Annotated in this window: 26 protein-coding genes; 10 read left to right on the top strand and 16 right to left on the bottom strand. The window is 62.1% G+C overall.

From position 1 onward, the window contains the following. Nucleotides 1–73 precede the first annotated feature (73 nt). The 5 genes from BM075_RS20570 (at nt 74) to BM075_RS20550 (ending at nt 3,927) form a co-directional block, all read left to right on the top strand. Nucleotides 74–895, top strand: a complete 822-nt coding sequence (locus tag BM075_RS20570; RefSeq protein ID WP_093362590.1) for a type IV toxin-antitoxin system AbiEi family antitoxin domain-containing protein — start codon at nt 74–76, stop codon at nt 893–895. Continuing rightward, the gene (locus BM075_RS20565; protein ID WP_093362589.1) at nt 885–1,799 is read left to right on the top strand and encodes a nucleotidyl transferase AbiEii/AbiGii toxin family protein; all 915 of its coding nucleotides are present in this window, start codon (nt 885–887) and stop codon (nt 1,797–1,799) included. The genes BM075_RS20570 and BM075_RS20565 overlap by 11 nt, the downstream gene beginning before the upstream one ends. A 322-nt stretch (nt 1,800–2,121) precedes the next feature. Further along, entirely contained in the window at nt 2,122–2,562 is a 441-nt protein-coding gene (locus tag BM075_RS20560) for a helix-turn-helix domain-containing protein (protein WP_093362588.1), read from the top strand. Then, nucleotides 2,559–3,137 carry a PIN domain-containing protein gene (locus tag BM075_RS20555; protein ID WP_093362587.1) on the top strand — a complete coding sequence of 193 codons (579 nt, stop codon included), beginning with the start codon at nt 2,559–2,561 and terminating at the stop codon, nt 3,135–3,137. The genes BM075_RS20560 and BM075_RS20555 overlap by 4 nt, the downstream gene beginning before the upstream one ends. Nucleotides 3,138–3,204: 67 nt before the next feature. Continuing rightward, nucleotides 3,205–3,927, top strand: coding sequence for a hypothetical protein (locus BM075_RS20550; protein WP_093362586.1), 723 nt, complete (start codon nt 3,205–3,207; stop codon nt 3,925–3,927). Between the two features lie 168 nt (nt 3,928–4,095). Here the strand turns inward: BM075_RS20550 and BM075_RS20545 are convergent, their stop codons facing one another. From BM075_RS20545 to BM075_RS24880, 14 genes are all read right to left on the bottom strand, one after another. Beyond that, on the bottom strand, nt 4,096–5,160 hold the full coding sequence (locus BM075_RS20545) for a type IV secretion system protein (protein ID WP_093362585.1): 1,065 nt from the start codon (nt 5,158–5,160) through the stop codon (nt 4,096–4,098). After that, nucleotides 5,157–5,645: a hypothetical protein gene (locus BM075_RS20540; protein WP_093362584.1), complete on the bottom strand. Its 489-nt coding sequence runs from the start codon at nt 5,643–5,645 to the stop codon at nt 5,157–5,159. The genes BM075_RS20545 and BM075_RS20540 overlap by 4 nt, the downstream gene beginning before the upstream one ends. Continuing rightward, on the bottom strand, nt 5,642–6,625 hold the full coding sequence (locus BM075_RS20535) for an ATPase, T2SS/T4P/T4SS family (protein WP_093362583.1): 984 nt from the start codon (nt 6,623–6,625) through the stop codon (nt 5,642–5,644). The genes BM075_RS20540 and BM075_RS20535 overlap by 4 nt, the downstream gene beginning before the upstream one ends. Next, complete coding sequence (locus tag BM075_RS20530; RefSeq protein ID WP_093362582.1) at nt 6,625–8,058, bottom strand: TraB/TrbI/VirB10 family type IV secretion system protein; 1,434 nt, start codon at nt 8,056–8,058, stop codon at nt 6,625–6,627. The genes BM075_RS20535 and BM075_RS20530 overlap by 1 nt, the downstream gene beginning before the upstream one ends. Further along, on the bottom strand, nt 8,051–8,737 hold the full coding sequence (locus tag BM075_RS20525) for a TrbG/VirB9 family P-type conjugative transfer protein (RefSeq protein WP_093362581.1): 687 nt from the start codon (nt 8,735–8,737) through the stop codon (nt 8,051–8,053). Before BM075_RS20525 ends, BM075_RS20530 begins: the two co-directional genes overlap by 8 nt. Then, the gene (locus BM075_RS20520; RefSeq protein ID WP_093362580.1) at nt 8,734–9,399 is read right to left on the bottom strand and encodes a VirB8 family type IV secretion system protein; all 666 of its coding nucleotides are present in this window, start codon (nt 9,397–9,399) and stop codon (nt 8,734–8,736) included. The genes BM075_RS20525 and BM075_RS20520 overlap by 4 nt, the downstream gene beginning before the upstream one ends. Then, nucleotides 9,399–10,205 carry a type IV secretion system protein gene (locus tag BM075_RS20515; RefSeq protein WP_093362579.1) on the bottom strand — a complete coding sequence of 269 codons (807 nt, stop codon included), beginning with the start codon at nt 10,203–10,205 and terminating at the stop codon, nt 9,399–9,401. Before BM075_RS20515 ends, BM075_RS20520 begins: the two co-directional genes overlap by 1 nt. 4 nt (nt 10,206–10,209) lie before the next feature. After that, nucleotides 10,210–11,370 (bottom strand): lytic transglycosylase domain-containing protein, encoded by a 1,161-nt coding sequence (locus BM075_RS20510; protein ID WP_177208435.1) that lies wholly within the window; start codon nt 11,368–11,370, stop codon nt 10,210–10,212. 33 nt (nt 11,371–11,403) lie between these two features. Beyond that, nucleotides 11,404–11,568: a hypothetical protein gene (locus BM075_RS24510; protein ID WP_177208434.1), complete on the bottom strand. Its 165-nt coding sequence runs from the start codon at nt 11,566–11,568 to the stop codon at nt 11,404–11,406. Next, nucleotides 11,565–13,925: a VirB4 family type IV secretion/conjugal transfer ATPase gene (locus BM075_RS20505; protein WP_177208433.1), complete on the bottom strand. Its 2,361-nt coding sequence runs from the start codon at nt 13,923–13,925 to the stop codon at nt 11,565–11,567. Before BM075_RS20505 ends, BM075_RS24510 begins: the two co-directional genes overlap by 4 nt. Next, entirely contained in the window at nt 13,915–14,193 is a 279-nt protein-coding gene (locus tag BM075_RS20500; protein ID WP_093362577.1) for a VirB3 family type IV secretion system protein, read from the bottom strand. The genes BM075_RS20505 and BM075_RS20500 overlap by 11 nt, the downstream gene beginning before the upstream one ends. 3 nt (nt 14,194–14,196) lie before the next feature. After that, nucleotides 14,197–14,490, bottom strand: a complete 294-nt coding sequence (locus tag BM075_RS20495; RefSeq protein WP_093362576.1) for a TrbC/VirB2 family protein — start codon at nt 14,488–14,490, stop codon at nt 14,197–14,199. Nucleotides 14,491–14,502: 12 nt separating this feature from the next. Then, nucleotides 14,503–15,009 (bottom strand): lytic transglycosylase domain-containing protein, encoded by a 507-nt coding sequence (locus BM075_RS24885; protein WP_425445206.1) that lies wholly within the window; start codon nt 15,007–15,009, stop codon nt 14,503–14,505. A gap of 97 nt (nt 15,010–15,106) precedes the next feature. Then, nucleotides 15,107–15,436, bottom strand: a complete 330-nt coding sequence (locus BM075_RS24880; RefSeq protein ID WP_245758933.1) for a hypothetical protein — start codon at nt 15,434–15,436, stop codon at nt 15,107–15,109. A gap of 176 nt (nt 15,437–15,612) precedes the next feature. On the opposite strand from BM075_RS24880, the gene BM075_RS20485 reads away from it, so the two are divergent. The 5 genes from BM075_RS20485 to BM075_RS20465 all read left to right on the top strand — a co-directional run bounded on the left by BM075_RS20485 (nt 15,613) and on the right by BM075_RS20465 (nt 18,932). Continuing rightward, a complete protein-coding gene (locus BM075_RS20485; protein WP_143089918.1) occupies nt 15,613–15,921 on the top strand; it encodes a hypothetical protein in 309 nt (102 codons plus the stop codon). 220 nt (nt 15,922–16,141) lie between these two features. Further along, nucleotides 16,142–16,636 (top strand): hypothetical protein, encoded by a 495-nt coding sequence (locus tag BM075_RS20480; RefSeq protein ID WP_093362573.1) that lies wholly within the window; start codon nt 16,142–16,144, stop codon nt 16,634–16,636. 327 nt (nt 16,637–16,963) lie between these two features. Next, nucleotides 16,964–17,575, top strand: a complete 612-nt coding sequence (locus tag BM075_RS20475; RefSeq protein WP_093362572.1) for a pyridoxamine 5'-phosphate oxidase family protein — start codon at nt 16,964–16,966, stop codon at nt 17,573–17,575. Nucleotides 17,576–17,821: 246 nt separating this feature from the next. Further along, complete coding sequence (locus tag BM075_RS20470) at nt 17,822–18,370, top strand: DUF2703 domain-containing protein (RefSeq protein WP_093362571.1); 549 nt, start codon at nt 17,822–17,824, stop codon at nt 18,368–18,370. Nucleotides 18,371–18,473: 103 nt separating this feature from the next. Beyond that, nucleotides 18,474–18,932 (top strand): sigma factor-like helix-turn-helix DNA-binding protein, encoded by a 459-nt coding sequence (locus BM075_RS20465; RefSeq protein WP_177208432.1) that lies wholly within the window; start codon nt 18,474–18,476, stop codon nt 18,930–18,932. 270 nt (nt 18,933–19,202) lie between these two features. On the opposite strand, the gene BM075_RS20460 is transcribed toward BM075_RS20465, so the two are convergent. Both BM075_RS20460 and BM075_RS20455 read right to left on the bottom strand, forming a co-directional pair. Continuing rightward, a complete protein-coding gene (locus BM075_RS20460) occupies nt 19,203–19,484 on the bottom strand; it encodes a LysR substrate-binding domain-containing protein (protein WP_281244968.1) in 282 nt (93 codons plus the stop codon). Between the two features lie 38 nt (nt 19,485–19,522). Continuing rightward, a complete protein-coding gene (locus tag BM075_RS20455; RefSeq protein ID WP_093362568.1) occupies nt 19,523–20,455 on the bottom strand; it encodes an IS5 family transposase in 933 nt (310 codons plus the stop codon). Between the last annotated feature and the right edge of the window lie 64 nt (nt 20,456–20,519).

The following is a 20,519-nucleotide window of genomic DNA, read 5'->3' as shown; positions in this document are numbered from 1 at the left end:
TTGGGTACACAAAACTTGCACAGTACAAAGAGATCACTGGCGAGTTCTTTGAAAACATACTAATTTGTGTCCTATGAGTGCACGCAGGGAACAAAAGCTGAAGAGCACACTGGACGCCATACCCCCAGGGTTCATGGTTGATACGGCGTGGCTCGAACGCCAGGGCGTGAGCCGTTTCCTTGCCCGGAAATACGTTGAGACCGGCTGGCTGGAGCGCGTCCTCCACGGCGTATACCGTCGTCCATCACCAGCCACAGGAATGTCGAGCGTGTTCGACTGGAAGACATGCCTGCTCTCGCTCCAGCATATCATGCGTAACGATGCCCATGTCGGCGGCTCGACCGCACTGGCTCAGCAAGGTTATGATCACTATCTGCGCCTGGGCAGCAACGCGCCTGTCTGGATCTATGGCGACGCCATACCAAACTGGCTTACCAGGCTCCCGCTCAACGCACCGATAGAGACCCGCAGGACGACGTTGTTTGCCGATCCGTCACTCGGCCTGAAAAAAGACGAGACCGATGCCAGCTCTACCCTCCCATGGGACTGGGAACTGAAGATGTCTGCCCCGGAGCGCGCGGTCATGGAAGTCATGGACGAACTTCCCGACCATGAGAGCTTTCATAACCTTGACATGGTGTTTGAAAGCCTGACGACCTTGCGCCCACGCATGCTCTCGGCATTGCTGCACAGCTGTAGGAAGATCAAGGTCAGGCGCCTGTTCTTTGTTTTTGCCGACCGCCAAAATCACCCCTGGCGCAAGCGCCTTGATCCCGAAGACTTCAACCTCGGTCGCGGCGACCGCGCACTGGTCACGGGCGGCAAGATACACCCTCGCTACCGCATCATGGTGCCGGAAGATTTTGTGCGAGCGGAGACCGGCGATGGTGCGTGAAACTTATCAATCTCAGGTAGCGCTCCTTGTAAGCATACTCCCGCATGTCGCAAACGAGCCCATCTTTGCGCTCAAAGGCGGCACGGCCATCAACCTGTTCTACCGTGATCTGCCTCGGCTGTCGGTGGACATTGACCTAACCTACCTGCCTATCAAGGAGCGCGCCCAGAGCCTTGCCGAGATCAACGAGGCGATGGATCGTATCGCCGCCGCGGTCGAAGGTGGCGTTCCGGGCGCCAGGACACAACGGATCAGAGGCGGCGGTGGCGGCGCCACCCGACTGCTGGTGCGCAACAAGGGAGTCGAGATCAAGGTCGAAACCTCCCCGGTCACACGCGGGGTCGTCCACGACCCGGACACCCGTGCTGTATCCGAAGCCGTTGAGGATGAGTTCGGATACGCGGAAATGCAGATCGTCGCCTTCGAGGATCTGTTCGGTGGCAAACTCCATGCAGCTGTAGATCGTCAGCACCCGCGCGATCTTTACGACGTCAAATTGCTCTACGAAAATGAAGGTCTGACGAACGATCTCTTCCGCACCTTTCTGGTCTATGTCGCAAGTTCACCCCGGCCTGCGCATGAGCTCTTGAACCCGAACCTGATCGATCTCGACCGTCCTTTTGCGCGAGAATTCGAGGGCATGACCAAAACGGTCGTCGCTCTGGATGAGCTTCTGGAAACCCGTGAGCGATTGATTGCGGACATCCAGTCCCGTCTTGACGAGGATACCAAGCGGTTCCTGCTAAGCCTTCATGACGGCACGCCCGAATTTGACGCCATTGCCCGCCCCCAGGCGTCCCGGCTGCCCGCGGTGAAGTGGAAATTGATCAACCTGAAAAAATTGATCAGTGAAAATGGCGCAAAGCATGCGGCGCAGCGCAAAGCGCTAGAGGAGCTTTTCTAGCTTATCTGGATGGCAACGGTGGTCGGAGCTTCAGGCATCCGCCCATCGTGACAACACATGGCTGGCGGTCGAGCTGTCGGCAGTTCCGATGACGCGGCTGCGCGGTGTGCACGCAAAGCGCAGGCCGAGACAACGTTCGCACGTTGGCTTCGGAGGCTCCCTGAGCGGCCGACGGACAGTTGTGCCGGCAATGCCGCAGTACTGGGACTGCTGCGAATATTTCGAATGATTCGGTTATTTCGATTGAAATTCCGCCGCGAACGTCCATATTGATGTCAAATCGCGGGACAAACCAGCGCGCACCCCAACCCAGGAGCACAGCATGAACGCCGCCGCCAACGTCGTCGATTTCGGCGATCGGCTTCCCACGCCCGAAGAGATAGACAGCGCCGCGGAAGCCCTGACAGCGATCGAAAACCAGCGCGCGACAGACGGAGCGCTTGCCATCGGCGATGCGGTCCTGTCCGGATCGCTGGTAGATCTGCTCACCGACGTTCTCAGCGTCGTTGCGCGGGGCGATACACTCACTTTGGTGCCATTGTCCCGGCGGTTGACCACGCAGGAAGCTGCAGACCTGCTCAACGTCTCGCGGCCTTTCCTCGTCAAGCTTATCGATCGAAAAGAGCTGGATCATGTGATGGTCGGTACCCATCGCCGCCTGTCACTCCGAGATGTCCTGGACTACAAGGCGCGCAGGTCTGAGGGGCGCAAATCTGCGCTTTCCGAGATGCAGGCGATTGCAGAGGATCTCGACGACCAGTGATCTCCGCGACCAATCGCTTTACCGCTGTCCTCGACGCCAGCGTGCTCTTTCCCAACATGAAGCGCGACATCCTGTTACGCTTCCATGAGGCCGACCTATACCGGGCACGCTGGACGGAGAAGATCCAGCAGGAATGGCTCGTCCGCGCCAGGGAGCGCTTTCCGGACAACGTTGCTAAGCTGGATCGCACCGACGCCCTAATGCGCGAACATTTCGAAGACTGCTGGGTGGGCGGCCACGAGAAGTTCATCCCGATTGTGGACCTCCCCAATGATCCCGACGACAACCACGTCGTGGCGGCGGCGATTGCGTGCAAGGCGCAATATATCGTCACTGACAACGTCAGGGATTTCCCACCGGAGTGCCTGGAGCCCTTCGACTTGGAGCGAGGGACCGCCGACCATTTCCTGTCGGGTACCTTCGATCACTTTCAATACAAGGCCTTTTCGGTTCTGCGCGAGCATCGTCGCGGGCTACGCTCTCAACCCGGTGCCACCGAGTACCTGATGAACCTGCGACAGAAGGGACTTCCGATGCTCGCGGCGAGGCTTCTGCCGATGAAGGATTCGCTTTGAGAGCCGGATGTGCGGCAGAGCCGTTCAGGTACTGGCGACATTTCGCCGAATCTGTCAGCACTTCCCCATGATCGAGTTCCGCCCTCTCCCTGACGACCATCCCGATCTCGCGTATTCACCCCTGCTACGCGCGGCGCAGCTGACACTTGGCTATGTGGTCGAACACGGATCCATCGGCTTGACCGGGACGAAGGCCTTCAAGCGGGTCTTTGTGCATTGGGCTGCCGAGCATTTCGACTGGCCTGGCATGGGTTACGAGGAGCTTTACCGGTTCAAGAAGGTGCTGAACGAGTACGAGTTCCCACCGCTTGAACTGCTGCATTTCCTGCTGATCGAGTTGAAACTGGGCCGTCAATACAAGGGCGAGTTCCGTGCCACCAAACGCGGCAAGGAACTTGCGGGTTCGCCCGGGAGGCTCTTCGCGGAACTGGTCCCGTTCTTCGTCCTGCGGGTCGACCATTCTTCCTATAGCCGGTTTGAGGAAAGCCCTTTCGGCAAGTGGGATGTCTGGCTGAACGTGATCAATGTCGATGCGGACCAGGGCTGTTCGGAACGTGCGCTGTTTGGCGCGTTCTACGGCGAAGGACCCGACTGGGACAATGATCGCTGGCGCGAAATTGCAGCCTTCTCGTCCTGCGTGCTGAAACCACTGGAGTGGGCCGGCCTGCTTGTTCAGGTGGAACACGAAGCGGATGGCCGTTCCAGCCGACAGGTCTTCAAGACGCCCTTGTGGCGTAGTGCGCTCAAGCTCGACACGGACGAAATGCTAGCGCCCCTCAAGGTGCAATAGAGCTCCGTCGGAGACGTCCCAACCTGGAACCACTCAACTGTGTTGTTCAAGGCCGGCGCACGAAACTTTAATAACGCCGGTCAGCTATTAAAGGTTCGCAGTTCAATATAGGATCCCAATCATGGGCGGCCTGTGTGATTTTCGCTCGGTTGACCTCAATCTGAACGTCTACTTCCTGCCAACGAAGCGCGCTGTCCTCGCCTGCATCCGATTGATCATCGCCGCAACCTCGGAAGCCGACTGCCGCGCGTTGGTCACCGGATTGCCGAGATAGCCGGCGGCATCCTTCGCAACGACCCGCGTTCCCTTCGCCGCGGCCTGCCCGCCCGTCACGGCGGCCATCTTCGTGGCGGCCACGGCCATCAGGCTGGCGGCTTCGGTGACCTTGTCCCTGACATGAATCGAGCCGCTGATCATGCTGACGATGATCGGGGTCATCGCGGTCAGCAGGATGGAGAGGACGACGACCATGAAGACCGGGATTGCCTCGCCGATGGAGGTCAGGTCCTCTGGCTGCGCCAGTTGGTCGAGCGCGGTGGTCCCGACGCCGACGATGGTAGAAAAGATGCCGGCAATGACCAGGGGATAAAGCGAGAGGGTGACGAGGGCGGCCAGCCAGCGTTCGAAGTAGGATTTGGTGGCATCGAACATGGTGAGCATGATCATCAGCGGTGCGATGGCGATCAAGACGGTGATGGTCACCCGCGACGCGACGAGAATGAGCGAGGCCGCTCCGGCAAGCAACGCCATCAGAACTGCAAAGGTGACCTGGAAGATCGTACCGCCGACAATGCCGATGTTATCTGAAACGGCATTCGCGAACAGGCTCATCTGGGCGATGAGCGCGTCGATGGCACCGGCAATGCCGATGAGCGGCGACCCAACGCCACCCGCTGAAATTGGCGTCGTTTCATCCTGACCACTGACCGATGAAATCAGCGCACCGCTCACCCTGTCCAGCATCGAAAACATGGCGTCGGCCAGTGCATCGAACTGGGTCCAGTTGAACATGAAGAGGTTGATCAGCAGCAACCGGACAAGAAGTGCAATGCTGTCGCGGGCCAGCATCGGCTGCGTCTGGGTTGCCATGTTTACAATGACGAGGGCCGCCACCAGCGTTGCGGCGAGCTGTGCAGTTGTGCCGAGTGCACTGGCGACGGCGCCGAATTGGGATTCCGAAACTGAATCCAGAAACGACAAGGCCGTCGAGTAGACAAACTCGACGAAGTTCATTTGACCCCTTTGCAGAGGTTTCTGACCCTGCCGTAGGCTTCCGTCTTTTGGCTGGTGAGATGGTCTTTTGCCTCCACCGCCAAGTCGACGGTCATGACTTCCGCGATGAGCGTTTCGTATTCTGTTCGAATGCTTGACCAGTCAGGGTAAAGAAGGCCGCAAGAGCATTCGCCGCTTTCCATGATGTTCTCCGACGAACGGAGGCGATAGAGCGCTTGACCGATCGCTGCAAAGGCTCCCGCACCCGGCCCCTCCGACTTGTCGTGCACCATCACCCATCCCGGCCGGTCCGGCCGGGTCTCGGCGCAGCGACCACGTCCCCGTGTCGGATCGACATAGTTTTCCTGCCGCTCGGCAAGGGTCTCGCCGTCAGGTGCAGGCGCGAGGGTCGGGATGGCACGATCCAGAGCCTTGTCGCTTTCCTCCTGCGCCAGGACAGGGGTGCAGAGCGAAACCGCAATCGCAACGATCAGCAAGCTCTTCATTCGTCTGTTCCTTTCCAGTCGATGCCGGGGAGATAGATTTCGGTCACACCGCGCTCGCCGCCCTGCTTTTCCTGATGTACGATCACGTCGATGGACTGGCCGATATAGTCGGTCATTTCGCGGAATGTCATCCCCGGCGAGCCTTCGAGGGCGGCCTGGGCCAGTCGCGAGATCGCAAGCTCGGCGGTGTCGGCATGAAGCGTGGTGATCGAGCCGCCATGACCGGTGTTGATCGCTTTCAGGAAAGTATAGGCCTCCTTGCCGCGAACCTCGCTGAGGATGATGCGATCGGGTCGCATGCGGAGGCTGGCCTGAAGCAGCCGGTCGGGGGAGCGATATGGGTCATCGGTCAGGCTGACCATCATCACCTTGTTGGGTTGGGAGGGCAGAAGATCGGGCGCGTCCTCGATGGTGATGATCCGTTCCTCGTCGCCGATCATTTTCTGCAAATAGCGCGCGACCATGGTCTTGCCGGAGCTGGTACCGCCGGAGACGATGACATTGAGCTTGTGGGTGACGCAGAAGCGCAGCGCCTCGACGAGTTGGCCGTTTGTCGCCAGATCCCGCATCTCTTGGTTGCGCTCGCGCCGAAGGGCCGAGGCCGACATCGGCCTGCCATGCAGGAACCGCGGCTCGTAGATCTCGACGTCGGGATTGTAGAAGCGCAGCGCGATGGCAACGCCCTGGCTGACCGCCGGGCTCTGCAGGATCTGGGCGCGGATCAACCAGACACCGTAGTGGATCGACACGGAAAAGACCGGCTTGGCCTCCGAGACCCGGATCTCGGCCTCATTGGCGATCTGCTGGGCGAGGGCCTCGATCTGCGAGGGCGTTGCATCCACATCTGCCGGCGCCATGAAGCTGTCGCCGCGGCGTTCCTGCCAGATCCTTCCGTCGGGGTTGATGGCGATCTCGACGAGATCGTCGGTCAGAAGCGGCTCCAGGAAGCCCATGGCGGTGTCGAGATAGGAGGCGAGCATCAGTATATCTCCACGTCCCGGTCAAGGATCACCGAGATCTCCGCCCCTTGGTCGATGCGGATGGTGGGCGGGATCCGCAGGTAGTCGCCGATCACGGAACGGGTGGAGTTCCTGAGATCGTCGCCGACATCCATCAGCACATCGGCCGTCACGTCGTTTTCGGTCTGTGCGCCGGCCACGGTGGGCAGGGCGGAGATGAAGGAGATGAGTGCGGCGCTGCCGAAGCGGGCGGCAAAGCGCGTATCGACATGTCCGGTGGTACCGGCGCGTCCGAGGGTGTCGCCGCCGTAGGAGGTGATCTGGACCGATTTCCCGTCAGGGGTGACGATCCGGGTCCAGACCACGACGGCGCGGCGCTGCGCGATCGAGATCTCGGAGCTGTATTCGCCGAAGATCTTCGAGCCACGGGGAACGACGATGTTGGACCCGTCCATGGAGTGCACATCCTCGGCGACGATGGCGCGAATGGCGCCCGGGAGCGAGGTGTCGATGGCGGTCTCCAGCACCGCCTGGAGGATCGTGCCCTGGACGATGGTCGCTTCCGGACGGGCAATGACCTGGGCGGAGGCGACCGGCACTGCCTCGATCTGGCGCTTGACGAAGGCCTCGTTGGCGGAGAGCTCGCGACTGCCGGCCTCGCTCACCCCGCCCGTGCCGTTCGAGCCGAAAGCCAGCATTTTCGAATGCACGCGGCGTTCTCGCTCGGCTTCCTGCTTTGCCCGAAGCTCTTCGAGACGCCGCCTTTGCTGCTCTTCCGCCTCGCGCTCCGCGAGCAGGAAAGGATCGAGTTCGGGCGAATTTTCCACGCGCTGCCGCTCGAGCTCGAGTTCCGTGCGGAGCCGTTCCATCTCGGCGCTGTGCAATTGCGCATCAACCCCGCGCTGCAGGTCGAACTCCGCCTGGAGCCGTTCAAGCTCAGTGGCCTTGCGGTCGAGCTCGGCCTGGTAGGTCCGCTCCCGACGTTCCAGTTCTTCCCTTGCGGCCTCGGCGGCCTCGCTCAACTTGTCGACCTCCGATTGCATCTTGTCCTGGAGGGCGGCGAGGGCGGCTTCGCGGTCACGCTCATTCCTGAGGCGTCCCTGTTCCTGGGCGGATTTCAGGGCGTCGAGTTCGGCCTGAAGCGCGCTGAGCATCTCCTGCTGGGCGGTATCCATGCTGCCGATGGGCGTCGGATCGGCCGGTCTTGGCGGCAGGTCCAGCCCGCCGAACCCGCCGGTGTCGGTCGGAAACTCCTCGGTCTCCACGACCGGGATGGCGGCCTCGGTCGGGGCGGGTTTCGGGGTGAGTGTCGCGAGATAGGCCGCGCCGCCGGTGGTCGCGAGAAGGGCGGTCCCCGCCAAGAGGACGATGCCGAGGCGTCCGCGGGTCTCCTTCTTCGAGACCTCGCCGGTGATGTCGCGCAGGCGGGAACTCAGGTCCTGGGGCTCACTCATGGACAAGCTCCGCGATACAGACTTCGAGATCGCCCATGCGGACGGTCCACTGGCGCGAGGTGCCGGAAACACGCATCACACCATTGCCCTCGGCTGTGGAATTGACCGACCGTTCCCGGCCGTTCACGACCTTGAAGATCGCCGGTTGCGGCGCACTTTCGGCAAACCGGAAATATGTGAACGTTCCGTCATCCCAGACCGAGACAGGGGTGATCGCGGTGCGCCGGCTGGCGCCGTAATTCGAGCGGATCGGTCCCTTCCGGACACTGCGGCTGGAGGCGGACTGGGTCTTCGGGTAATCGAAGCGCAGCACGAAGAACGGCGAGTTGCCCTCTGTCAGGCGGAAATAATACGACCGCTGGTTGGTGTAGACGGTGACATTGGTCTCCACGCCGCGCGAGGTGGGTTTGATGGCAAAGACACGTCCGCCGGGAATCGTCTCGAAGAGAAAGCTCTCGGTATCCCCGGCGACCAGCGAGACGATGCGCTCGCCGGGTCCGAACTCGACGGTGGTGGCGCGGGTCAGCGAGACCCGGAGCGTATAGACCTGCCCGTCGACATAATGGGTCATGCGCACCCGCGGGTCGAGCCGGGTGGCCGCGGGTATGGTCTCGGCCGCGGCCGGCAGGGCGCAAAGCAGCGCTGCCAGCCCCAGGATTGTTCGAACCGCCTGTCTCATAGATCCCGTTCCCTCTTGTCGGAAGTGATGTTGTAGTCGGTGACAGTGAAGCCGAAGGGGTTCTGCCAGACGGCTTCGAGGGATTTTTGCGTGGCCGGGTCGAAATCATAGGCCAGCACGATGGTGAAATCCCCCTCGCGCAGACCGTCCGGGCTGACGAGGCGTTTCTGCAGGCGGATCTGGGCCCGGTCATTGGTGATGTGCGAGATCGACAGCACATTGACCTGGATCTCGGCTCGATCGCCGTAGCGCGCGGGCGGGTAGCTTGCATTGCCGGAATCCCAGGCCGCACTCAGGCTGGTGCGGGCCCGGCCGGAACTTTGCGACAGGGCGCGGCGGATCCGGAGATCGTTGTCGATCTGGTTGTAGCTTTCGCGATCGATCACGTAGCGATAGACGGCCGCCTCGATGACCGCCTCGCGTTCGGCCAGGCTGATCGAGCGGACCGTCGCGTTCGGCATCGCCATGCCGGTTTCCGGATTGTAGGGGATCAGCACCGGCGGGGGCGGGGTGTAGGAGAGAACCACGATCGCGGCGGCCACCAGTGAGCCCATGGCCACGAGGCCCGCGAACAGCGTGGCCAGTTTCCACTGCTTCTCCCGGCGCATGGCGCCGAAGATCAGCTCCTCCTCGATTGTCTCGATGACCTCGGATCGGGACATCACTCGATCTCCTGCAGGGTGAAGTCGAAGAAGCGCTCGGTCTCGGCGAGCGTGGCGGCATCGGTGACGCCGAGAAGACCGACATTCATGGTCTGGACGGATTCCAGCTGCCACATGGCGGCGAGCGCGATGGCGAGTTCCGCGGTCACGCGCGTGTTGTGATCTACACTTTCCTTCAGGGTCTTCAGCTCGCCGATCTCCTCGACAAGGATCGTGGTGCGGCGCACCGATTGCTCGGCCTCCTCGTAGGCGATCTCAGCCGCGGCGGAGGTGGCGGCGGAACTGGTCGTGGCGGCGGCGTTGCGCTGCGCGTTGGGATTGGCCGATTCTGCCAGTGCGGTGATCTTCTCCTGGGTGGTTCCGGCACCGGCGAGCACCTTCGAGACGGAGGCCACGAACTCGGTGGCCCGATCGTCGGTCAGCCCCGACCAGTCGCCGCCGGCCCCCTTGGTCACGGTGGCAAGGAAGGAGCTGTCGAACTTGGATCCGAGCATTCCGTCAAGGTCGCCCTCCATCAGCAGATCCAGCACATCGGACGGGTTGGAAACCGCGGCGATGATCTCGTCATATTGCTCGATCTGCTTCTGGAGAGCCTCGAGCTGGGCAACGAGCTGGTCGAGCTGATCGGTCTGGATGCCGTAATCCTTCACCATCTGCTCGAACTGCTTGATGTCCTGCAGCACCCCCTTGGCATCGAAGGTCGGGACGCCCTGGGCCAGGACGGGCGAGATCGAGAGCGCGGAAGAGAGCAATGCGAAGCAGAGGGACGCGAAACCCGGCGCCAATGGTGTGGGTATTGAATGCATGAGGTTATTCCTGGAACGCTGCGCTGGTGAAATCCGCCAAAAAGTCCTCGGCCTCCCGTTGCCGGGTGAGCATGGCGAGGTGTTGGGCGTTGAGCGATTTCGTCTTCCCGGCCTTGAGCCGGATGCGCTGGTTGGTGATATGGATCAGTTCGGCGCGCATATAGGTGTTGAGATCGTAGCTCTCCTTGACGGAGGTTGTCTTGCCGATCCGCTCGACAATGGCGCGTACCCGGAGCAGGGCGGATTGGGCGGTCGCCATCGAATGGTCGGCATAATGCGCCGACCCGATCGCCATCAGCGAAGCGCCGGCGGCGGCATAGAGGGCGGGGTCGATCGTTCCGAGCGCGTCCGGACCGCCGATCCGGGCGAGATACTCGTTGTAGAAACGCGGGATGATCTGAACGTAGGCTTGCGTTTCGGCAAAGGGCGGCACCCCGCCATATTCGATGACGCGACCGGGGCCGGCATTATAGGCAGCGAGTGCGTGGACAACATTGCCGTCGAACCGTTGCAGCTGGGCCGCCAAGTAGCGCGCGCCGCCGGTCACCTGCAGATAGGGGTCTTCGTAATAGGCCGGATAGATCCCGAGATCCCGTGCGGTGTCGGGCATGATCTGGGTGAGGCCGAAGGCCGAGGCACTGGATTGTGCGCCGACCTGGAAGCGGCTTTCCTGCTTGATGAGCGCCTGCAGCAGGCAGCGCCATTGGGTGGGGCTGAGACCGGCAGCGCCGACACCGGGCAAGGCATAGGTGTCGGAGGCGCCGCGGATGATCACTGCCTCGATATCCTCCCGCGCATCGCCGAAGACGCGGGAAGCGGCCGGGTTGGCGAGAGGACCATAGAACGTCTCGACATCCGGCACCGGGGTGCCGTCTGCGAGATCGCCCCCAGCATTCATGGCGGCCATGAAAGTCGACGGGCTCTCGAAAGCGGCGAGCATGGCATCGATGGAGTCGAGTTGCTGCTGGCGGAAATCCTTCTGCGCCGCGCGTTTCTCGGCCTTTTCGACCTGGCTGTCCTCGTCGCGCTCCATTTGCCGGAAGATTTCCAGTCTTTTGGCGAAGGCCTGGCCATCGAGCACTGGCACGCCTTGCGCCGCGGCGGTCGCCGCCGCGCCAAGACAGAGCAGGCCGATTGCAGCGGCCAGGCGCAGGGATGAGGACATGGACATGAGCTCGGGTGCGAAGGAGGGCAGCGACTACTGGAATTCGGGGCGATAGGGCGCGAGCGGTTCGAAATCGCAGCGGCCGGTCGAAGCACCGTCCTGGAAACAGGCGCAGGGCGGGGTGCGTTCCGGCTGAGCGCAGGCGGAAAGGAGCAGCAGGGCGGCGATGAGAAGGGCAGGGCGGGTGGACGGTCTCAACAGGCATTCTCCCAGAAATTTGCATGGTCCCGGTAGCCGGACCCCACGATGGCCTCGCCCATGGCGCCGCCGCCGATCACCTGGACGAGCTTGCCAAGCGGCGAGAGATCGGCATTGACGATCGTGGAGCCTGCCTGGTCCCGCAGCAGGAAGCTGCGGCCGGCATTGGTTCCGAGGATATAGGCCAGTTCCTTGTCGTTCAGGCGCAGCGGCGCATAGTCGGCTGCCAGCGCATTGGGGTTCGGCAGCAGGATCTGGGTGGAGAAGCTCGAATAGATCCCGGCGCCGACACGTGAGGCGGTCAGCTGCTCGGGATTTTGGGTCATCATCAGGACCACGGCATTCTGCTTGCGCAGCGTGACCAGCCATCCTTTCAGCTTCTCCGCGAAATACGGGTTGTCGAGCGCCTTCCAGGCCTCGTCGATGATCACCACCGTGCGGCGGGCATCGCGTAACTGCCGCTCGACGCGCCGGAAGATATAGGAAAGCACCGCCATGCGTTCGCGCGCGCTCTCCGCGTCGAGGATCTGCGTGAGGTCGAAGCCGACGATCCGTCCATCGAGCGAGAAGCTGTCTTCGTCCGACTTGCCGAACACCCAGCCGAAGCGACCGCGGGGCGCCCATTCGGAGACAAGGCTGATCAATTCGCCGCCATCGTCGGTGCTGGCGAATTGCTTTGCGAGATCCTCCCAGCGGCGCAGTTGCGGCTGCACGCCGGCATTGCCGCGGCAGATCTCGAAGATGCGCCTGGTCTGTACCGGGGTGAGCTCGCCCTGGGGCTTGATCACCCGTCCGAGCCAGTCGGCGAGCCAGTCCACGCCTTCCTCGTCGGTTTCGACCTGAAGCGGGTTGAGCCCCGTGGCTTCGCCGGAATGGATCGTCCCGTAGGAGCCGCCGAGACCGCGGGTGATCATCTCGAGTCCGCGGCGATAGTCGAAGACGAAGATACGGGCATCGAGACGTGCCAGCTGGGCCATCAGGAAGCCCGCGAGCACGCTCTTGCCGGTCCCGGTCTTGCCGATGGCGATGGTATGGCCCGGACTCGGCGCCGCATCGGGCGAGCCGGCATCGTGGAAGTTGAAGCGCCGCAGCGAGCCGTCGATGGTCGGAAAGTAGGTGACGGGCGAGGCCCAGGGCACCCGGTCCCGCGCAAGCCCCATGGAGGCACGGTGCAGCGATGCGAAATCGGCGAAGTTGCGATTGGTGATCAGCGATTGCCGGACCAGCTTCGCCCGGTTGCCCGGCCATTGCCCGAAGTAATGCGCCTTGGCGACCAGTGCGTCGCGCACCATCTGCGTGCCGCTCTGGCCGGCCACGGTCTCGAGTTCGGAGACAAGATCGCGCAGCTCGTCGAGGGAGCCGGCCATGAGGCTGACCGACATCTGGTGCAGACCAAGCGAGCTCTTCTGGGAGAGGATATCCTCGTGCAGATGCGCCAGCTGTTCGGCGGCCGAGATGCGGGCATCGTCGGTGGCCCGCATGACCCGGCGCTGCCGGCCGATCAGCTCGGCCGCCTTCGCGTTGCCGACCGGCTGGAAGCTCTGGGAGATGACAAAGTCGCAGGGAAGGGCGAGTTCGTCGAACATCGTCATCCAGCTCTCGGCGGCATAGTTCTTGAGGACCCGGATGGTGCCGAAACGCTCGCGATGGAGTCCGTCCCCGAGGCGGAAATAGTCCTTGGCGAAGGTCACGCGCTCGTTGAAGACCGCGTCGGCCAGCACGCCCATGGACCTGGGCCGGTTTACGGGCAGTTCGTTGCCGGACTGGATCGAGGCAAGAAATCCGAGCAGATCTCCGGAGGAGGCGGTCAGGACCCGGGGCGCCAGGTCGCCGAGAGCGGCGACGAGGAAACGGATCACCTCGTCCAGCGCCTCGATATTGCGGGTATCGGAGCGACGGATATCCGTCTTGCCGTGCCGGGCAAGTCGGGAGACCGGGCGGGGCAGGGCGGCTGAACGGGTGATGGAGATCGTCAGGCTCCGGTCACGAGGACGCTGGCGGGTGAAGCGGCTTCGCCAGCGACGGTCGATCTCTTCGGCTAGCCCGCCGGTCTGAACCCTTTTAGCCATCTGTTCGAAAGGAACGTTGCGGGAGATGCGATGCACATGGACCATGAAGCGCTGATCGAGCTGGGCGATGACAGCGGCCAGGGCGTCCCGGATGCGTTCGAGCGCGGAATCGTCGCTGGTCATGCTGTCGAGCCCGTCGACACGCAGGCAGCGCATGAGCCCGTTGTCCCGCAGGCGGATGGTGCTGTCATCGACCAGGGAAACGTAGGGCAGATGCATGAAGCCCGAGGGCGCGAGTTTTTCGCTGGCGACGAAATTCAGCACGAAGGGGGAGAGGTCAAGGCCCATAGCTGTCCCCTCCCCAGAGTTTGCGTCCCTGCGTGGCGGGAACGGCGGCGATCCCCCTGAGGAAGACCTCGACCGCCTTGTCGTCATATTCCGAGGCGATGCGCAGGGCGACATACACGACGCATGCCCAGGCAATCGACCAGGCCGAGAGAAGCCAGATGAGAGGCAGGGCGCAGATCATCATCATCAGCACGGCATAGGCATAGGGAAGCCCGATGAGCCGTGAGCTGCGCGTCAGCGCCAGGAATATCGGTGCGCGCCCTGCCATGGCTCAGGCGCCGGCGCCCCAGATCGCCTCGACGAAGGTCGGCACGACCCCGAGGATGACGATGCCGATCACGACCCAGAAAACCCGGCTCCAGTCGAGAATGCTCATGAGGCCCGAGGCAATGACACCGAAGAGGACGATGGTCATCAGGATCCGGCCGGTGGTGCCGGTCAGCGCATCGAGAACCGAGGTCAGAACGGAATCGATGGCCGAGGTGTCGATTTCCTGGGCGATTGCCATCTTGGCGAACAAAAGAAGGGCGAGCGCGAGCCAGCTCGCGCGGGTGCTCGTGTGCATTTGGGAGATCTCCTAGATCGATAGATTGTGCCAGACGGTGAGTACGCGTTTCACGTGCTGCTCGGTCTCGCGGTAGGGCGGTATCCCGCCATGTGTCCGGACCGCATCCGGGCCGGCGTTGTAGGCGGCAAGCGCGAGGCTCACGGTGCCGAACTCCTCGAGCATCGCCAGAAGATAGCGCGCCGACCCGTCGAGATTCTGGGCCGGATCGGAAGGATCGACGCCGAGTTGCCGGGCCGTCGCCGGCATCAGTTGGCCGAGTCCGATGGCGCCGACATGGGAGCGGGCGGCAGGGTCATAGGCACTCTCGATCTCGATATTGGCGCGAAAGACGCCCAACCAGTCGGAGACGCTGAGCCCGGAGGACCTCAGGGCCGCATGCCCGCCGTAGCGCAGGGCGGTGTCATTGATGAGGCGGGCGATGTCGGGCGAGGGGTGTCTTGGGCGAACGCGATCTGCGCGCGGCGCCACGGATCTGGTTTCGGCGATGTCTGTTTCCGGCCGGGGCTGAAAGGCGATCACGCCCACGGGCGTGGTATGGCGCTGGAAGCTGCCGCTCCCGGAGACAACCAGTACCTCAGCGTTGGAGATCCCGGCACATGCCAGGAAGGCGGCGCTACTCGCCGTCCTCAGAGCTATAGTCAGGGATTTCGAGCGGCAGCGTGAGGACTTCTTCACCGGGGAAGAACTTCTCCACGAAATTGACCATGGCGCGCAGCGTGTGGAAAGTCTTGAGGGTGACGCCGGTCTCGGCTGAAACCTTGGTGAGCGTGACCTGGCTGACTTTCCGTACGGGATGGAGCTGGGTGACTTCGCACCAGTAGACGGGCTTGTCGCCCGTCCAGTCCCTTGTTGGACGGAAGCGATAGCTGTACCGGTTGCCGGCTTGGATCCCCTGGGCGAGCGCATCGTAGTGGATTACTCCCATCCTTCTGAATGGTGTCATTGGTTCGATCCCTTCCGCTCGAGTTTCCGGGAGAGATGGTAGCGGGTCCATACAGAAGGGGAAGTGGGCACGCAACCAAATGTACAAAAATTAATTTTGGTTAATTTAACCAATTCGCAGTTTACACCACGCACCCACTTCGGTAGCCCGCCCCGGTCGCAGTCGGAGAGGCGAGGTTGACGATGGTATATGCCCGGATCCTTGCGATCCTTCCAGCCTTGATCCTTCCCTGCGAATTGCGGGCAGCCTGCGTTCGGCCGGAAGAGCCACTCTGGATTACGCCGACAGGAGAAGAAGATACGGATTTCCTAATCCGGCAGAGCTTCCAGGTATACTGGTCGGAGATGGGGCAATATCTCACCTGCCTGAACGATGAGGCTGCGGCGGCGCGAGACGCGATCAACTATTCTCTGGAGTTCTACAATCGCGTGTTTGGTGTCAACCCTACCGGAAGTTGGATCGAAGAACCCTCGAATGGGGACTGACGCGCCTGCTCAGGAGGCCTGCAGAAGCGGAAGCTCGGTCTTAGATAAATAACTAAATGGACGGATGACTAAAAGTACTATTGTCAAAATATCGAACCCGAACCGCGGTCAGCAGCTGGTCCTCCCGTGCATCCGGAGCAAGACCGGCCCGGTCAGTGCGGATCGACGGAGCTGGTGGGGACTGGCGCTGAAACCCCTGGCTCTCTGCGCTGCTACAGCAGTGCCGACTGCCGCCACCGCCTATGACATGGATTGCAAGGTGATCCTTTGTCTGGCTGGAGGGTTTCCGCCAGCCTGCTCGGATGCCTTTGCCTATATGGTCTCGCGCCTGTCAAAGGTGCCGCCCCTGCCGCCTTTCGGCTATTGCGAGATGGCGGGCGGCGTCTACTCCAATGTCGATGTTTCCGCCCGTTTTCTCGGCCGCCACGAGAGCGCCAGCTACATCTGTCCGGAGGGCAAGCGGCTGATGCACATCCATGATGATGACAGCGGCATCCCGGAGGAATGGTTCTGCTATACGCGAGAGGAAACTCGATACTATCGCGAGGACGGCGACTGGTACGAGGAGACCGTCTATCTCGACAAGTCGGAGCCGGATCGGGTGAGCTATGAAATCCGCATCATAGTCGAGCCGGGAACGGCGCAGGCCTATTCAAGTCCGCACTACCGGATCAATCTGCGCACCGGGTTCGTGGATCCACCTCTGGAGTGGTGAGGTAGAGAAAGGTCGGATCGGGACGCCCGGGTCTGTCTTGCGTACGGCAACCTGACGACCTCGGTTCGCTCTCCGGGAAATCCGCGAGGTTCATTGCCTGGCGTATGGAGCCAAGAGTCTGGAACAAGGGATGTCGCGGATGTTCTCTGCCAGGCTGAGCACCGGTCCCGGCCAGTTGATGCAGCCAGTCGATCAGCGCTTCCGCCATCGGATTGACCGGAACGCGACCCGGCAGCCGGGGTGTCTCCTACCTTGTTCACCCTTTCGCAGATATGGCAACGCCTCCTGCCGTGATACACTTTCGCACCAACAACGAGGTTCGGACCGATGTCGAGTCTGCTTTTCCACGAACGCAACCGGCGGCTTCAGGATCGCTTCGACAGCCGTCGGATTGCCGATCGCCTCGAAAGTGTGACGCTGCGCCAGAAATTCAGCGACGACGACCGGGCGTTCATCGAAGGCGCGGGGTTCTTCTTCCTGGCAACGGCCGACGCCGACGGCCGGCCCGATTGTTCGTTCAAGGGCGGTGCGGTGGGCTTTGTCCGGGTCACCGGGGATGATGAGTTGGCCTTTCCGGACTACGACGGCAACGGCATGTTCAAGAGCCTCGGCAACATCCTGGTCAACCCCAACGTCGGGCTTCTGTTCATCGCGATGGGCGAGATACCAAGGCGCCTGCGGGTGAACGGAATCGCCATCGTCTCGCGCGACGACCCGGATATCGGCACGTTCGTCGGGGCGCAGTTGCTGATCCGCGTGACGGCGCGGGTGATCTTTGCGAACTGCCCGCGGTACATACCGGGACGCGATGGCCCCTCCGTCTATATCCCGCGGGAGGGTGTTGAACCGGTTGAGCCGGCCTGGAAGAGCTTCGACGAATTCCGCGATGCCGTTCCGCCAAGAGCGCCCGCGCCGGTCCCGAAGACCGAGGCCGACTGATCCCGAGCGCGGCGTCCCGATCCGCCCGCCCAGCGGGTTTGCGTGTGCCGCTCGTGCCGCACAAGCGAGAAGCCGCGTTTTGCCGTTCCCTGTAGCCGCTCTCAGTTGTCGTCAATTCCGTCTTGTCGTTCCCGGGTTGACTGCCCACCTTTCGTCTCGAGGTCCCAGAAAGTCTCCCGGAATTTGCGTTTTTTCCGATTTCGTGCCGTCAAGGGAGACAGAACGAACCCGGAAAGGAGAAAGCTCATGGGTTGCTGCAGCAGTTCCGCCCCGCTCGGGGAGCAGGGTACCAGACCAGGATCCCTCAAGCTCGAATTCCTGTTTCTGGACGAGAGCGTCTGCAAGCCCTGCGGGGGGACCGGACAAGCTCTCGACGAGGCCCTGCAGATCGTGGCGGCTCCCCTGGAAGCCCTTGGCGTGACGTTGGAGGTCGAACGAATTCATGTTGCGACCCGCGAGGATGCGATCGCGCATCAACTCGTAGCCTCGCCGACCATCCGCATCGACGGCGTCGATATCGACCCTGATACGACTCAGGGGGAATGCGCCAGTTGCGGCGAGATCGCGGGCGGGCAGACGACGGTGAACTGCCGGACCTGGCACTGGAAGGGCAAGGTATATTCTTCCGCGCCTGTCGGAAAGATCGTCGAGTCCATCCTGAATGCGGCCACGGCAGGAACCCGGGAGACGTCCGGCTGCTGCGCCGACACCGTTGGTGGCGACGCCTATGCCCTGCCGGAAAACCTGGACGGGTTCTTCCGGGCCCGCGACACTGGCAAAGCGCGCTGTTGCTGAGGGAACCGCGATGCCCAACCCCGATACGGCCTACAGGGAGTTCCAGTCGACGCTTAGGCACTACCTTGCCCGTCGCCTGAACAATCCCTAGGACGTGGAGGACGTGCTGCAGGACGTGTTTCTGAGAGTGACCCGGAACGGAGAGGCGCTTGAAACGGCGCGAGAGCCGCTGGCCTGTCTCTATACGGTTGCGAAATCGGCCATGATCGATCACCTCAGGCGGCGGAAACACCGGGGCGTCGCTGCCGAGGGAGTTCCGGAGGACATTCCCGACCCTCTTCCGGATATATCGTCGGGCGAGTTCGCCACATGCCTCGTGCCCCTGGTCAGGAACCTGCCCGACATATACCGGGACGCGGTAACGTTCGTGGATCTCGACGGCGGGCGGCAAACCGACCTTGCTGCCGCTCGCGGGTTGAGCGTTTCGACCGTCAAATCCCGTGTTCAGCGCGGTCGGCAACAGCTCAGGTCGGCCATTCTGGATTGCTGCCAGGTGGAACGCGACGCCCTGAAGAACATCACGAGTCTGGCGCCCGGTGCGCGTGGACCGGATTGCTGTTAGGCAAGGAGCGTTACCAGAAAATTTACATAATGTTGCTTATCAGCTCGGCGCGTGGACGCGGGCCTGATGTGTGAACTAGCACGGCGCACGCCGATGCCTCGGGAGCATTGAGGACGAAGCGCGCGGAAACCCATCGGGGCTTGCGGCGACGATTTATCGGGCCACTTCAGAATGCCGGATATACGTCAGCAATCGTGACGCTCGACCCGGAGCCAGCAAAGCCGCTGCAATCAGGCGGGGTCCATATACGTCCACACATGACATCACCATTCAGGTCGCCGCGTCGCTTGGTACATGTGAAACCTGCCTCAGCAGCCAGTTACGGAAAAGGACTGTGGCGTTGCTCGTCCGTTTGCTCTCCGGCTGCATGATGTAGTAGCTGAATTCCGTTGGCATCGCGCGGTCAGAAAGGGCGACCAGACTGCCGCGTTCAAGCTCCTCCTCGATCAGGTAGGAGGGGAGCAGCGCCACGCCCATTCCCGCCACCGCCGCCGAGATGATCATAGCGAACTGGTCAAAACGGATGCCGTCATAAGGACTCTGTTGTGCAATTCAGGTGACGGCCAAGCTTCCCCTTTCCCCGGACAGACTTATCCCACAGCCTCTGTGACAGGTATGCCAAGCGCGGTGAAGCCGTTCATGACGGCAACACGAACTTGAAGTTCGGCGACCTGACGGTCGGGGTCCCGGGCCATGAGGCGTTGTCCGAGAAGCTTCATGCAGTGCATCTTGGTTTCAGCCCGACTTCGGCGGTGGTATCCGCTCCATTTCCGCCAGATCGTCCGGCCGAGGTATTTCGTCGCCCGAAGCGCTTCGTTTCGCGCAATCGCGCCTGCGGTGTCTGGTTTCCAGGGCCTGGCGTTCTTGCGGGGCGGGATGACCGCGGCGGCGCCTCGGTCAGCGATGGCATCGTGGCACTTGCGGGTGTCGTAGGCACCGTCTGCGGTGACGCTGCCGATCTCCTGATCTGGCGGGATCTGTGCCAGCAGTTCCGGTAGCATCGGCGCATCGCCGATGTCGCTGCTGGTGAATTCGACCGCCCGGATTTCCAGTGTTTTCTCATCGATACCGAGGTGGACCTTGCGCCACACGCGGCGTTTGGAACCACCATGTTTGCGGGCATTCCACTCTCCTTCGCCCTCGACCTTGATGCCGGTGCTATCAATCAGCAGGTGCAGCGGCCCTTCCGATCCACGATACGGGATGTCCACGGCGAGGGTCTTCTGGCGGCGGCTGAGGGTGCTGAAATCCGGCACCGACCAGCCCAGCCCGATCAACTGAAGAAGGCTTTCGACAAAGCCGGTCGTCTGCCTAAGCGCCATGCCAAACAGCAACTTCATCGTCAGGCAGGTTTGGATCGCGGCGTCGCTGTATGTCGGCTGTCGGCCGCGCTTGCCGGTCGGCTTGGCCTCCCACATCAACTCGGGGTCGAACCAGATCGTCAGCGATCCTCGGCGCTTCAACGCTTCGTTATAGCCCGGCCAGTTCCTGGTCTTGTAGCTTGGGGGTGTCGGTCTGCTCATGCCAACCAGCTACCATGCTGGATTCACGAGATGAATCCCCAACCCGATTTGCGCAACAGAGCCC

It is taken from the genome of Tropicimonas isoalkanivorans (genome assembly GCF_900112335.1).
GTDB classification, from domain to species: domain Bacteria; phylum Pseudomonadota; class Alphaproteobacteria; order Rhodobacterales; family Rhodobacteraceae; genus Tropicimonas; species Tropicimonas isoalkanivorans.
This window is presented reverse-complemented; position numbering and strand designations above follow the sequence as displayed.